Origin of the sequence: Burkholderia anthina, from assembly GCF_001547525.1 — a bacterium.
GTDB classification, from domain to species: domain Bacteria; phylum Pseudomonadota; class Gammaproteobacteria; order Burkholderiales; family Burkholderiaceae; genus Burkholderia; species Burkholderia semiarida.
In genome coordinates this window covers 280810-294557 of the sequence record NZ_LNJP01000003.1, presented here as the reverse complement: position 1 = coordinate 294557, position 13748 = coordinate 280810, and the positions used below count along the sequence as shown (strand labels likewise).

12 protein-coding genes are annotated in these 13748 nt (G+C 66.6%); 9 read left to right on the top strand and 3 right to left on the bottom strand.

The genetic code is table 11. From position 1 onward, the window contains the following. Window position 1 precedes the first annotated feature (1 nt). Entirely contained in the window at window positions 2-1009 is a 1008-nt protein-coding gene (locus WS64_RS21650; RefSeq protein ID WP_059639889.1) for a fimbrial protein, read from the top strand. 114 nt (window positions 1010-1123) lie between these two features. Then, complete coding sequence (locus tag WS64_RS21645; protein ID WP_060967667.1) at window positions 1124-1309, top strand: hypothetical protein; 186 nt, start codon at window positions 1124-1126, stop codon at window positions 1307-1309. Window positions 1310-1337: 28 nt separating this feature from the next. Here WS64_RS21645 and WS64_RS21640 read toward each other — a convergent pair whose 3' ends face one another. Then, window positions 1338-1562, bottom strand: coding sequence for a hypothetical protein (locus tag WS64_RS21640; protein WP_050013757.1), 225 nt, complete (start codon window positions 1560-1562; stop codon window positions 1338-1340). 274 nt (window positions 1563-1836) lie between these two features. Here WS64_RS21640 and WS64_RS21635 point away from each other — a divergent pair, with 274 nt between their 5' ends. The 4 genes from WS64_RS21635 (at window position 1837) to WS64_RS21620 (ending at window position 5736) form a co-directional block, all read left to right on the top strand. Continuing rightward, window positions 1837-2526, top strand: a complete 690-nt coding sequence (locus WS64_RS21635; protein WP_060967666.1) for a DUF969 domain-containing protein — start codon at window positions 1837-1839, stop codon at window positions 2524-2526. Then, a complete protein-coding gene (locus WS64_RS21630; protein ID WP_060967665.1) occupies window positions 2523-3473 on the top strand; it encodes a DUF979 domain-containing protein in 951 nt (316 codons plus the stop codon). The genes WS64_RS21635 and WS64_RS21630 overlap by 4 nt, the downstream gene beginning before the upstream one ends. 19 nt (window positions 3474-3492) lie before the next feature. Beyond that, window positions 3493-4515 (top strand): DUF2891 domain-containing protein, encoded by a 1023-nt coding sequence (locus WS64_RS21625; protein ID WP_060968538.1) that lies wholly within the window; start codon window positions 3493-3495, stop codon window positions 4513-4515. 156 nt (window positions 4516-4671) lie between these two features. Continuing rightward, complete coding sequence (locus WS64_RS21620; protein ID WP_060967664.1) at window positions 4672-5736, top strand: asparaginase; 1065 nt, start codon at window positions 4672-4674, stop codon at window positions 5734-5736. 58 nt (window positions 5737-5794) lie between these two features. On the opposite strand, the gene WS64_RS21615 is transcribed toward WS64_RS21620, so the two are convergent. Then, a complete protein-coding gene (locus WS64_RS21615) occupies window positions 5795-6769 on the bottom strand; it encodes a LysR family transcriptional regulator (RefSeq protein ID WP_059639266.1) in 975 nt (324 codons plus the stop codon). 142 nt (window positions 6770-6911) lie between these two features. On the opposite strand from WS64_RS21615, the gene WS64_RS21610 reads away from it, so the two are divergent. Both WS64_RS21610 and WS64_RS21605 read left to right on the top strand, forming a co-directional pair. Continuing rightward, window positions 6912-8318 carry an aspartate ammonia-lyase gene (locus WS64_RS21610; RefSeq protein ID WP_060967663.1) on the top strand — a complete coding sequence of 469 codons (1407 nt, stop codon included), beginning with the start codon at window positions 6912-6914 and terminating at the stop codon, window positions 8316-8318. Window positions 8319-8395: 77 nt separating this feature from the next. Further along, window positions 8396-9901 (top strand): amino acid permease, encoded by a 1506-nt coding sequence (locus WS64_RS21605; RefSeq protein WP_060967662.1) that lies wholly within the window; start codon window positions 8396-8398, stop codon window positions 9899-9901. A 63-nt stretch (window positions 9902-9964) separates the two neighbouring features. Here the strand turns inward: WS64_RS21605 and WS64_RS21600 are convergent, their stop codons facing one another. Then, complete coding sequence (locus tag WS64_RS21600) at window positions 9965-10648, bottom strand: alpha/beta hydrolase (RefSeq protein WP_060967661.1); 684 nt, start codon at window positions 10646-10648, stop codon at window positions 9965-9967. A 699-nt stretch (window positions 10649-11347) separates the two neighbouring features. Between WS64_RS21600 and WS64_RS21595 the strand changes: the two genes are divergently transcribed. Further along, a complete protein-coding gene (locus WS64_RS21595) occupies window positions 11348-13735 on the top strand; it encodes an MCP four helix bundle domain-containing protein (RefSeq protein ID WP_060967660.1) in 2388 nt (795 codons plus the stop codon). Window positions 13736-13748: the final 13 nt, after the last annotated feature.

Sequence of the window (13748 nt, the reverse complement as noted above, 5' to 3'; positions counted from 1 at the left end):
AATGAAACTGCACAATTTATTCTGTTTGACGGCTGCGCTGCTGTTTTGGATGCCGCTCAAGAGCCATGCGCTGATCTGCGTACTTGCGGGCTCGGGCGGCAATGTCAGCGCAATCACGACCGTCGACACGACGATTGCCGTCCCCAACTCCAAGCCGAAGGGTACGGTGCTCTGGCGACAACCTACGCAGACGCGTGTCATGCAGTGTTGGGTGGACCTGAATGGCTATCCCGGCGAGTATGTTTATTTCTACGTCAACCCGAAGAAGATGGATCTCGGGCCCGACCTCGAAATCGGCGTCACTTATCAGGGGAAGGACTATCTCGCCTCTTCCTTGCCGGGAGGCCGTCTGAAGACGGACATCTATGTCAATGGTTGCCCCAATGGCGTTGAGTGCGGCTCGGCGGGGACGGACCTGAGGACGTTCACGTTCTCAGTGTTCCTCGTCAAGAAATCACCGGCCGGCACGGCCAAGGACGGGCCGATGGCTCCGATTTCCAACTACGTCGCTTTCCAGTTCGACGGCGAGGGCGCGGTCCGGCCTGGCCAGAGCTTCAATATGACGATCAATGGCCTCAACCGACTGCGCTATATTCCTTGCGAGTCGAAAATCCGCGTCAGTCCAAGCATCATCGACTTCAGGGGAATCAGCACCAACTTCCCGATTCCGAAGCCGGGCCAGGTGATCAAGCAGGTGCCGTTCACCATTACCGATGAACGTACTTGTGGCGCGGTGTATGGCGTCAATGCCTACCTGACACCGGTGCAGGGCACGCTCGCCGACAACGACACGACCCTGGTGCCTTCCGACAACACGACGGTCGGCATCAATCTTCTCAGAGCCGACGACTTGACTACGCTCGCGTTCAAGAGGGAACTAGTCCTGACGCAGCCGACATCGACGCAAACTAATGTCCAGAATTTTCTGGCGAGCCTGAAGTGGCGAACCACCATGCCGAAGCTGGGCAGATTCAATGCCGGCGCGGCAATCGATCTGTACTACAAGTAGCGACGGAGAAACGACGCGCCGGCTCGATCCGTGCAGCCGCCCACGCATGCCACGAAGCGCCCTATTTATGGAGGCGCGAGGATAACGCGTTGTTCAACCGCCTCGTCCACAAAAATGCGGACAGGTTCCACGTTCGCGCTGAATCCGGTCGGCTCCCACGCGGTGCGCGTTGCGCGACGCCGCGGTGACAACCTCCTGTTCGCGGTGCCGCATCACCCGTACCAACCGAGCACGACGAACCTGTCCGTCGCCGAGCGCGAACGCTGTTTCGGCACGGGCGCCGGCATGCCAGCCGCCTAACCGGCGCGCCCAATACGCCGCCGCGCCGTCAATGGCTGCGCGCGTAGCCCTGGATCAGCGCGCGCATCATTCCCTCGACCGTCGCATCGCGCAGGTCGTCTTCCTGCTCGGCTTCCTCGACGAGCGCGGCATAGGCGGTCGCGAGCGTCACGCGGTCGACTTCATGGCGTTGCTCCATCAGCGTCACCATCCCGTCCTTCGCCAGATGGGCGGAGAACGCGCGGCTGCCGATGGTCTGGAATACGTCAATCATGGCGGCTCTCCCGTACGTTGCCGATGCTTTTCAGTGTAGTCGGCGTGCCGCGGCCGCGCCACGCGGGCGGGCCGGCACGCCCGATTCATCGGATGAAAGGCGGCCGACACACGGTGCGCGCACGGTGTGCCGCTTCAACGTTTACCCGAACCTGCAAATTGTCGACTTTTTATCGATAAAGTCTCGTGTTAGATTTCGCCGTCCGAGCCCGATGCAAACCGGGCCGGCCGCGCGCGGCCGACGTGCCGCGCGTCCCCAGACACGAGGAGGAGAAATGCTGGTGCTGATTGGGGTGCCGATCGTCGTGATCGGCTTCGCGCTGCGCTTCAATGCGCTGCTGGTGGTCACGATCGCGGGGCTCGCGACGGGGCTGGCGGGCGGGCTGAATCTCGTCGACATCGTCAGCGCGTTCGGCAAGGCGTTCACCGAGAACCGCTACATGGGGCTGATCTGGCTCACGCTGCCGGTGATCGCGCTGCTCGAGCGCAACGGGCTCAAGGAGCAGGCCAAGCGGATGATCTCGCGGGTGCAGGCGGCCACCACGGGCCGCGTGCTGATGCTGTACTTCGTGCTGCGCCAGGGGACGGCCGCGCTCGGCCTCACGTCGCTCGGCGGCCATACGCAGATGGTGCGGCCGCTGATCGCGCCGATGGCCGAGGCCGCCGCGGTCGGCCGGCACGGCGAGTTGCCCGAGTCGGTGCGCCAGCAGATCCGCGCGCATGCGTCGGGCGCCGACAACGTCGCCGTGTTCTTCGGCGAGGACATCTTCATCGCGATCCAGTCGATCCTGCTGATCAAGGGCTTTCTCGAACAGAATGGCATCTCCATCGAGCCGCTGCACCTGTCGGTGTGGGCGATCCCGACCGCCGTCGCCGCGCTGCTGATTCACTGCACGCGCCTCGCGCTGCTCGACCGCCGGCTCGCGCGCGGCTTCGGCCTGGTGAAGCAGGAGGGCGCGCGATGATCGGCCTCGAATCGCTGTACACGCTCGCGGGGCTGATGTTCGCCGCGTTCGCGTACTTCAACCTGACGGACCGCACGAACCCGCGTCGCGTCGTCAATTTCGCGTTCTGGGCCATTTATGCGGTCACGTTCCTGTTCGGCGCGCTGCTGCCGCATTTCGTGACGGGCTGCCTCGCGATCGCGCTCGCGGTGATCGCCGGTTCAGGCAAGCTTGGCCGCGGCCAGTCCGACGAGGCGGGCGGTGCGGCGGCGGTGCGGCGCGAGACGCTCGCGCAGCGGTTCGGCAACCGGCTGTTCCTGCCCGCGCTGCTGATTCCGGTCGTCACGCTGATCGGCACGTTCGCGCTGAAACTCCTGCCGTTCGTCGAGCCGAAGAGCGTGACGCTGATCTCGCTCGTGCTCGGCACGATCGTCGCGTTCGTCGTCGCGCTCGCGATGCTGCGCGATTCGCCCGTGCATGCGCTGAAGGAAGCGCGTCACACGATGGATGCGGTCGGCTGGGCCGCGATCCTGCCGCAGATGCTCGCGGCGCTCGGCGCGCTGTTCGCGGTCGCGGGCGTCGGCGGCGTGGTGTCGGGGCTCGTGAAGGACTGGGTGCCGATCGATTCGCCGTTCGCGGTGGTCGCGGCCTACACGGTCGGCATGGCGCTGTTCACGATGATCATGGGCAACGGCTTCGCCGCGTTTCCGGTGATGACGGCCGGCATCGGGCTGCCGTTGATCGTCCATCAATTCCACGGCAATCCGGCGATCATGGGCGCGATCGGGATGCTGAGCGGCTTCTGCGGTACGCTGATGACGCCGATGGCCGCGAACTTCAACATCGTGCCCGCGGCGCTGCTCGAACTGAAGGACAAGAACGGCGTGATCAAGACGCAGTGGCCGACGGCCGTGCTGCTGCTGGCCGTGAACACGCTGCTGATGTACGCGTTCGTATTCCGCTTCTGATTCGATGGAAGAGATCCTCATGACCGACCGACTCACCCCCGAACTCGCGTCGAAATTCGCGTCGCTCGCGCTCGCGCACCTGACTCGCGAATATCCGAACAAGCTCACGCATGCGCTCGAAGGGCCGCACGACGTGCAGGGCCCGCGCGCGCTGCACCCGATCTTCTACGGCAGCTACGACTGGCACTCGTGCGTGCACGGCTACTGGCTCGTGCTGCGCGTGCTCGAACGCTACCCGGCATTGCCGGAGGCCGAGCGCATCGTCGCGATCGTCGATGCGCACTTTACCGACGCGAACGTCGCCGGCGAACGCGCGTATCTCGCGCTGCCGCACAACGCGGGCTTCGAGCGGCCGTACGGCTGGGCGTGGCTGCTCGCGCTCGCCGCGCAACTCGAGCGGCTTGCGCTGAAGGGCGCGCTGCCGCAGGCCGCGCGCTGGGCGAAGACGATGGCGCCGCTGGCCGACCTGTTCGTGTCGCGCTTCGAGACTTTCCTGCCGAAGGCCACCTATCCGCTGCGCGTCGGCACGCATTTCAACACCGCGTTCGCGCTGGCGCTTGCGCTCGATTTCGCCCGCGACACGCAGCGCGACGGGCTCGCCGCGCTGATCGTCGATACCGCGAAGCGCTGGCACCTGAACGACGTCGCGTGCCAGGCGTGGGAGCCGTCGGGCGACGAATTCCTGTCGCCCGCGCTGATGGAAGCCGAACTGATGCGACGCGTGCTGCCGGCCGCCGAATTCGACGGCTGGTTCGCGCGCTTCCTGCCCGATCTCGCGCGCGGCGAACCGGCGACGCTGTTCGAGCCGGCGACCGTCAGCGACCGCAGCGACGGCAAGATCGCGCACCTCGACGGGCTGAACCTGAGCCGTGCGTGGTGCCAGCGGTCGCTGGCCGGCGCGCTGCCGCAAGTCGATGCGCGGCGCGCGAAGCTGCTCGACGCGGCCGACCGGCATCTCGCGAGCGCTCTCTCGCATGTGGCTGGCGACTACATGGGCGAGCACTGGCTCGCGACGTTCGCGTTGCTCGCGCTGGACGCGTAGCGCGCCACGGGCGTTCGTGGGGCGCGCTTGCCTTTGCGTCGCATGCAACACCGCTTTCCATGTCAGGGCCGACGCGCGGCGGCGACGACTCGCTACACTGCCGTACCGGTTGGACGGGCCCCGGCATCAGGCCCCCGAACAAGGAGACAAGAGAGGATGGACACCCCACGCGCAGCGGTCGTCACGTACCGCGGCAATGCGATCGAGAACACGCACGTCGCCCATGTGGCGGTCGTCGATGCACGCGGCCGGCTGCTGGCCCGGTTCGGCGATCCGTTCCGGATGACGCTCGCGCGGTCGGCGGCCAAGCCGGCCCAGGCGCTGTCGGTGATCGAGACGGGCGCGCCGGAGCGCTTCGGCTTCGACGACGCGGACATCGCGCTGATGTGTGCATCGCACAGCAGCGAGGACCGTCACATCGAACGCACGCGCGCGATGCTCGCGAAGGTCGCCGCGCACGAAGCGGATCTGCGCTGCGGCGGCCATCCGCCGTTGTCCGACGCGGTGTACCGTTCATGGATCAAGCGCGACTACACGCCGACCGGCGTATGCAGCAACTGTTCGGGCAAGCATGTCGGGATGCTGGCTGGCGCGCAGGCGATCGGCGCGGCGATCGCCGATTACCATCTGCCCGACCATCCGATGCAGGTGCGCGTGAAGCAGGTGGTGGCCGATGCGTGCGGCCTGCGCGACGACGAAGTCGTCTGGGGCATCGACGGCTGCAACCTGCCGACGCCGGCGTTTTCGCTGGATCGGCTGGCGTGCCTGTACGCGTCGCTGGCCGACGGCGCGGACGCGGTGGAAGCGGGCGGCGCCCATGTGACGGACCGGATCCGCGCACTGGCGCGCATTCATCGCGCGATGACCGCCCATCCGGAACTGGTGGCGGGTGAAGGGCGCTATTGCACGGTGCTGATGAACGCGTTCGGCGGGCAGGTGGTCGGCAAGCTCGGCGCGGATGCGTGCTACGGGATCGGCGTGCGCGCGTCGGAACGCACGCGGCAACTCGGCGCCGATGGCGCGCTCGGCATCTCTGTGAAGATCGAGGACGGCAATCTCGACGTGCTGTACATGGTCGTCAGCGAAATCCTCGAGCGGCTGCAGATCGGCACGGCCGAGCAGCGTGCGCAACTGGCCGGCTTCCACCGCCCGCCGATGCTCAACACGCAGGGCGTGGAGTTCGGGCACGCGACGTTCCCGTTCGAATTGCAGGTGGCCTGAGCGCGGTTACCGCGCCGATGCCGCCGGCCCGTGACCCGGGCATGCGCATCGGCGCGCGCTACGCGCGTGCGTCGCGAATCCTCGCGAGTTCGCGCGCCGACAGCTCGCCGATCTGCGCGAGGTGTTCCACCAGAAAGTCCTTCAGCACGCGCAGCTTCGCCGAGCTGCGCCGGTTCGCCAGATACGCGATGTAGATGTATTCGCCGGTCAGCCGATTCTGCAGCCGGTGGCGCGGCAGCACGGGTTCGAGCTCGCCGCTCGCGAGCAGGTCACGCACGAGCCAGATTTCGAATTCCGCGATGCCGAGCCCCGCGCAGGTCGCTTCCAGCAGCAGCTCCGAATGGTCGGTGACGAGATTGCCGGCCGGCAGCACGCTGTGCCGCGCATCGCCGCTCACGAGCTCCCAGCGCGGATCGCCTTCCGGGTGCACGTAGCGCAGGCAGTTGTGGTGCTTCAGGTCGTCCGGCGTCGCCGGGCGCCCGCAGCGGTCGAGGTAGCCGGGCGTCGCGCACAGGATGCTGTCGTTGCGCGACAGCCGGTGGACGACCAGGTTGTCCAGGTAGTTCTCGCCTTCGTGGATGTCGAGATCGAAGCCGCCGGCCACGAGGTCGTTGTGGTTGTCGGTCAGCCGCACGTCGAGCTGGATCGTCGGATAGCGCGCCAGAAACGGCGCGATCAGCGGCGCGAGATGACGGCGGCCGAACGCGACGGGCGCGGTGAGCTTCAGCGGGCCGCTCGGCTGCGCATTCAGCTCGGCGACGACACGCAGCGTGTCGTCGAGATCGGCGATCAGCGTGACCGCGCGTTCCAGGTAGATATGGCCGGCTTCGGTGAGCGTCACGCTGTGCGTCGAGCGGTGCAGCAGCGCGACGCCGAGTGCCTCCTCGATCGCCGTGACCTTGCGCGCGACGGTGGACGTCGACACGTGCATCTCCTTCGCCACCGCCGAAAAACTCCCCGTTTCGACCACGCGCACGAACGCGCGCATCGCGCCGAGGTGATCGATGCCGGTTTCTCTCGCACCTTTTTTCATTCGATTCTCGCTGTTGCGTCCCACGCAAAACCGCTTTCGATAATACAGAAGCGAGCTTGTTTTTGCAAAGGCATAGAATGCGAACCCGTCGCGTCGGCAAGCGGCGGCCGGCGAGCGGCACGAGACATTTCAGGAGGGCACGATGGCAGAAAGCGGCTTCCGCGTCGAAGCGGATCTTTTAGGGAAACGAAGCATTCCGGCTACCGCGTATTACGGCGTCCATACGCTGCGCGCGAAAGAGAATTTCGACATTTCGGGCCGCACCATCGCGTCGCTGCCGTACCTCGTGATGGCGCTCGCGGCCGTGAAGGAAGCGGCGGCCGACGCCAATTGCGAACTCGGTCTGCTGCCGCGGCCGTACCGCGACGCGATCGCCGCGGCATGCGTCGAGATCCGCGAAGGGCGGCTGCACGACCAGTTCGTCGTCGACGTCATCCAGGGCGGCGCCGGCACGTCGACCAACATGAACGCGAACGAGGTGATCTGCAACCGCGCGCTCGAAATCATGGGGTACGCACGCGGGCAGTACGAATATCTGCATCCGAACGAGCACGTCAATCTCGCGCAGAGCACCAACGACGTCTATCCGACCGCGATCCGGATCGCGACGTGCTTCGCGGTCGAGCATCTGCTCGAGGCGATGGCGCGGCTGCGCGATGCCTTCGCGGAGCGCGCCGACGCGTTCGCCGGCTTGCTGAAGCTCGGCCGTACGCAGTTGCAGGACGCGGTGCCGATGACGCTCGGCCAGGAATTCTCGACCTACGCGGTGATGCTGACGGAAGACATCGCGCGGCTGCAGGAGGCCGGCTGGCTGATTCGCGAGATCAACCTCGGCGCGACCGCGATCGGCACGGGCATCACCGCGCATCCGGAGTACGCGGAGAAGGCGCTGGCCGCGTTGCGCCGCATCACCGGGCTCGACCTGAGCACCGCGCCGAACCTGATCGAGGCGACGCAGGATTGCGGCGCGTTCGTCCAGGTGTCGGGCGTGCTCAAGCGGATCGCCGTCAAGCTGTCGAAGATCTGCAACGACCTGCGGCTGCTGTCGAGCGGCCCGCGCGCGGGCTTCGGCGAGATCAACCTGCCGCCCGTGCAGGCCGGCTCGTCGATCATGCCCGGCAAGGTGAATCCGGTGATCCCGGAGGTCGTCAACCAGGTCGCGTTCGAGGTGTTCGGCAACGACGTGACCATCACGTTCGCGGCCGAGGCTGGCCAGCTTCAGCTCAACGCGTTCGAACCGGTGATCGCGAGCGCGCTGTTCCGCAGCTTCGGCCACCTGACGGCCGCCTGCACGACGCTCGCGCAGCGATGCGTGAGCGGCATCACCGCGAATCCCGAACGGCTGCGCGAAACGATGGAGCGCTCGGTCGCGCTCGCCACCGCGCTGAATCCGTACATCGGCTACAAGCGCGCGACCGCCGTGGCCGCCGAAGCGCACGCGACCGGCAAGTCGATCCGCGAGGTCGTGCTGGCGCGCGAACTGATGACCGAGGCGCAGCTCGACGAAGCGCTGCAGCCGGAAGCGCTGATCCGGCCGCGCGTGTTCTGACGCCGGCCGGGTCGCGGCCCAACCGAAAGCGCCCCCGCAGCGGGGCGAAACACATCGACAAACAACGGAGACTCACGATGAAACACCCCACCGAGCGCCCGGCCGGTCCGGCCGGCGGCGCGGATGCCGTGCACGCCGATCCCGATGCGATGTTCGCGTCGCACGAAGCCGGCTATGCGAAGCAGTTGAAGCCGCGGCACGTGCAGATGATCGCGATGGGCGGTGCGATCGGCACCGGCCTCTTTCTCGGCGCGGGCGGGCGCCTGCAAAGCGCGGGGCCGGCGCTCGCGCTCGTGTATCTCGTGTGCGGCGTGTTCGCGTTCCTGATCATGCGCGCGCTCGGCGAGCTCGTGATGCACCGGCCGACCAGCGGCAGCTTCGTGTCGTACGCACGGGAGTTCATGGGCGAGCGCGCATCGTTCGTCGCGGGCTGGATGTACTACCTGAACTGGGCGACGACCGGCATCGTCGACATCACCGCGGTCGCGATCTACATGAAGTACTGGGCCGTGTTCACCGACGTGCCGCAATGGGTGTTCGCGCTCGGCGCGCTCGGGATCGTGTCGGTGATGAACATGATCGGCGTGAAGGTGTTCGGCGAGATGGAGTTCTGGTTCTCGCTCGTGAAGGTCGGCACGCTCGCGGTGTTTCTCGCGGTCGGCGCCGTGTTTCTCGCGAGCGGCCATCCGGTGGCGGGACAGATGACGGGGCTGCATCTCGTCGCGGATCACGGCGGGATCTTCCCGCACGGAATCCTGCCGGCGGTGCTGATCGTGCAGGGCGTCGTGTTCGCGTACGCGAGCATCGAGCTCGTCGGCGTCGCGGCGGGCGAGACCGCCGACGCGCGCAAGGTGCTGCCGAAGGCGATCAACAGCGTGATGTGGCGCATCGCGCTGTTCTATGTCGGCTCGGTCGTGCTGTTGACGCTGCTGCTGCCGTGGACGGCGTACAGCGCGCACGAAAGCCCGTTCGTCACGTTCTTCAGCAAGCTGGGCGTGCCTTACGTCGGCACCGTGATGAACGTCGTGGTGCTGACGGCCGCGCTGTCGAGCCTGAATTCCGGCCTTTATTCGACGGGCCGCGTGCTGCGCTCGCTCGCGATGGGCGGCTCGGCGCCGCGCTTCGTGTCGCGGATGAACGCCCGCGGCGTGCCGTACGGCGGCATCCTGATCACGGTCGCGATCAATGCGATCGGCGTGCCGCTGAACTACATCGTGCCGGCCCAGGCGTTCGAGATCGTGCTGAACATGGCGTCGCTCGGGATCATCACGACGTGGGGCTTCATCGTGATGTGCCAGATCCTGTTCCGCCGCGCGGTCGATCGCGGCGAGATGAAGGCCGTGTCGTTCCGGATGCCCGGCGCGCCGTTCACGTCGTGGCTCACGCTCGCGTTTCTCGTCGGCGTGCTGGTGTTGATGGCGTTCGACTATCCGGGCGGCACGTGGACCATCGCGACGATTCCCGTCGTCGTGCTCGCGCTGGTGATCGGCTGGAAGCTCGCGAAACGTGGCGCCGAGCGCGAGCGGGCGGCGGCGGTGCCCGCATCCGTGCGTGGCGTGGCGGATCCTGCAAGGAACGCGTGACGTGATGCAACCGGGGGCGCCGGTTCGTTCGCGGGCCGGTGCCCCGGGCCGTTCCATTCAAATTCAGTTCAACCCCGCGCGTTCACCGACCCATCGGCCGAAATCGGCGGCCATCTCCGCGGTCAGCTCGTGGCCGGCTGCATACAGCCGCGTGTCGTGCGCGACGCCGAGCGCCGCCAGTGTCGCATCGGCCTTGTCCGCCCACGCGACGGGCAGCTTGTCGTCGAAACGGCCATGCACGATCAGCGCATGAAGCGGGTGAAGCGCAGCGCGCGGCGCGATCAACGGATCGATTTCAGGCAGGATGCGCCCGCACAGCACGGCGAACGCGCTCACGTCGCCCGGCGACGTGAGGCCGACGCTCGCGCTCATGATGCCACCCTGGCTGAAGCCGGCGATCACGGTCGGTAACGCGGGGGCTGCGCCATCCTGTGCGCGCAATGCTTGCAGCAGCGTGATCAATTGCACGCGGCTCTCGTCCGCACGCGCCGCATCGATTTCAGGGCCGTTCGGGCCGAAACGCACCGGAAACCATGCATGCTGATTGGGCCCGAACGTGAGCGGGCCGCGCAGGAACGCGATTTCGATGCGCGGATCGATCGCGTCGGCCACGTTCAGCAGGTTGGTCTCGTTTCCGCCGACGCCGTGCAGCAGCAACAGGCGGGCGGCCGGGCGGCCAGTGGCCGGACGCAGCCGGTATTGAAGGCCGGATTCGGGCTCGGTGGTCAGCGGCAGGACGTCGGTCATTGCGTGGGTCCGAAAGGGGAACGATGCAACAGTCTAGAGCGGGCGGATGGGGAGGGGAATCGCCGGGGCGGGATTGATTGTTTCGTGACCGGAACGAATCGGGGCCCGGTACGTTGCAGGAACGGATCGCGACGTCACGCGATCGGGCATGGGCCGACGGCCCGGCACTCCGTTCACGCGAGGCCGATCGGACGACTCGCGTGCGCGGCATCTGGTACTCGTCACGCACAACGTCCGCGCATTCGAGCGCGTTCCGCAGCTGCAATTCGAAGACTGGCTCGCCGAGCCGAACGAAGGCTGAACAGTCGATCATGCGGGATGGACACTGACGCGCCAGCCCGGCGAATACTGCAACGATTATAAAAATACCAAAACAAGCCGGCTCGCCGATAATACGCAAACGTTTTGCCGGCATTCAATAAAACGGATGTTGGGGAGCCGGCATAAAACAATAAATATCCGCTATTTCGATGATTCCTCGATCGTCGCTTCCACGCCGGTAAGGCGGCGCGAAGTTAACGGCAAATCCGCAAAAGACTTTAGGCTTTTCCCCGCACAATTATTCATTCCATTTTCCTCAATGACCGATTGATTTTCGGTCATCGGACCGTCATACGCCATCCCCGATAATTCGGCGCTCACACTCTTTCAACAGACCAAAGGGCGATCGCACCCGGATCGCCGCGGGGAGCTGTACTCATGACCATCCGTCATCGCATCACGCTGCTAGTCGTCCTGACGTTCTTCGCGCTGTCCGCGATCGGCGTCTATGCCGTGTACCAGACGCGCAAGAGCGCGTCCGAGGTGCGTCAGGTCACCCAGGGCATCGTGCCGAGCGCGCTCGCGTCGGCCGATCTCGTCGCCGAGGTGAAGAACATCCAGATCGCGGCGATGACGCTCGTCTACGCGCCCGACGCAAATACCGCCGCCCAGGCGCGCGACGAGCTGAAGGCGAAGCAGGCCGCGCTGCGCGCCGCGCTCGACGCGCAGGCGAAATCGGCGGTCGGCCGCGCGCAGGAAGGGCTCGTCATGCAGGCGAAGGACAGCGCCGCCAACTATTTCGCGGCGATCGACGACACCGTGAAGATGAAGACGGACGGCAAGGCCGAGATGGCGCAGGCCTACCTGTTCGCGAACGTCGCGCAGTATCGCGACGAACTCGAAAGCATCGTCGACACGCTGCGCGTCGAGAAGAACCGCCAGAAGGACGACGCGATCGGCGCGCTGAACGGGATGCTCGCGACCACGGCCACCGCGATCGCGGGCGTCGCCGGCACGGTGATCGTGCTGCTGACCGCGCTCGGCTTCGTGCTGTATCGCCAGATCACGCGCCCGCTGATCGGGATGCAGACGGCGATGAGCGAGATCGCGACGAGCCAGGATTTCACACGCCGCGTGCCGGTGGGCCGGATGGACGAAATCGGCCATTCGATCGTCGCGTTCAACGGGATGATCGAGAAGATCCAGGAGAACGCCGCGCAACTGAAGCAGAAGACGGCCGACATCCAGGCGATGCTGCAGAACATGCAGCAGGGCATCCTGACCGTCGTCGAAGGCGGCGTCGTGCACGCGGAATATTCGGCGTACCTCGAATCCATCTTCGAGACGAACGACATCGCCGGCCGCGACCTGATGGCGCTCGTGTTCGACGATTCGGCGATCGGCGCCGACGCGCGCTCGCAGGTCGACGCGGCCGTGCACGCGTGCCTCGGCGAGGACAGCATGAACTTCGAGTTCAACGAGCACCTGCTCGTCAACGAAGTCGCGAAGCGAATGCCGGACGGCCGCGAGAAGTGGCTCGACCTGAGCTGGTCGGCGATCACCGACGAAACCGACACGGTGGTGCGCCTGATGCTGTGCGTGCGCGACGTGACCGAGATCCGCGCGCTGACCGCGCAGGCCGGCGAGCAGCAGCGGCGCCTCGAGATGATCGGCGAGATTCTGTCGATCAGCCAGGACAAGTTCCACGACTTCGTGCACAGCGCGAAGGGCTTCCTCAGCGAGAACGAACGGATGATCCGCCAGCACGAGCGCGCCGATCACTCGATCGTCGCGGCGCTGTTCCGCAACATGCACACGATCAAGGGCAATGCGCGCACGTACAGCCTTCAGCACCTGACGAACATCGTCCATGAAGCGGAGCAGGCGTACGAATCGCTGCGCCGCGCGGACAGCGGCCCCGAGTGGAATCGCGACGCGCTGATGGAGGATCTGGCGCGCGTACGCGAAGCCGTCGACCACTACGCGACGATCAACGCGGTCACGCTCGGCCGCGGCGGCGAGCCGGCGCAGGGCGGCGCCGATTTCCTGATGGTCGAGCGCGCGCGCATCAGCGAGAGCCTGCGCGTGCTCGACGGCGCCGATCCGGCGAACGCGTCCGACTGGCATGCGGCGCGCGATGCGGTGCGCCGCATGCTGAGCCAACTCGGCACGCAAGGGATCGGCGAGGCGCTCGGCGGCGTGATCGAGTCGCTGCCGTCGCTCGCGGCCGAGCTCGGCAAACCGGCGCCCGTCGTGCATATCGACAGCCACGGCCAGCGCGTGCGCAGCGAGATCGTCGCGACGCTGGAGAACGTCTTCATGCACCTGCTGCGCAATGCGATCGACCACGGGATCGAATCGTCCGACGAGCGGCGCGCGGCCGGCAAGGCGGCGTCCGGCACGATCGACATCGCGGTCGGCGTGGGCGGCGGCGAACTGTGGTTCGTGCTCGGCGACGACGGCCGCGGCCTCGCGCTCGACCGGATTCGCGGCATCGCGCGCGAGCGTGGCTGGATCGATGCCGCGAGCGAAGCGGCGTTGTCCGACGAGGATGTCGCCGAGCTGATCTTCCGGCCGGGCTTCTCGACCGCGCAAGCGGTGACCGAAGTATCGGGGCGCGGCGTCGGCATGGACGCGGTGCGCAATTTCCTGAAGCGCGACGGCGGCGATATCGCGCTGCGCTTCACCGACGATCGCGTCGGAGCGCCGTATCGCGCGTTCGAGACGATCGTGTCGCTGCCGGCGCGCTTCGCGGCCGACGGCGCCGCGCATGGCGCGGGGCACGCGCAGCCGGCGCGCCTCGCGGATATCGGCGCGGCGGAGTGACGGCGTGATCGTG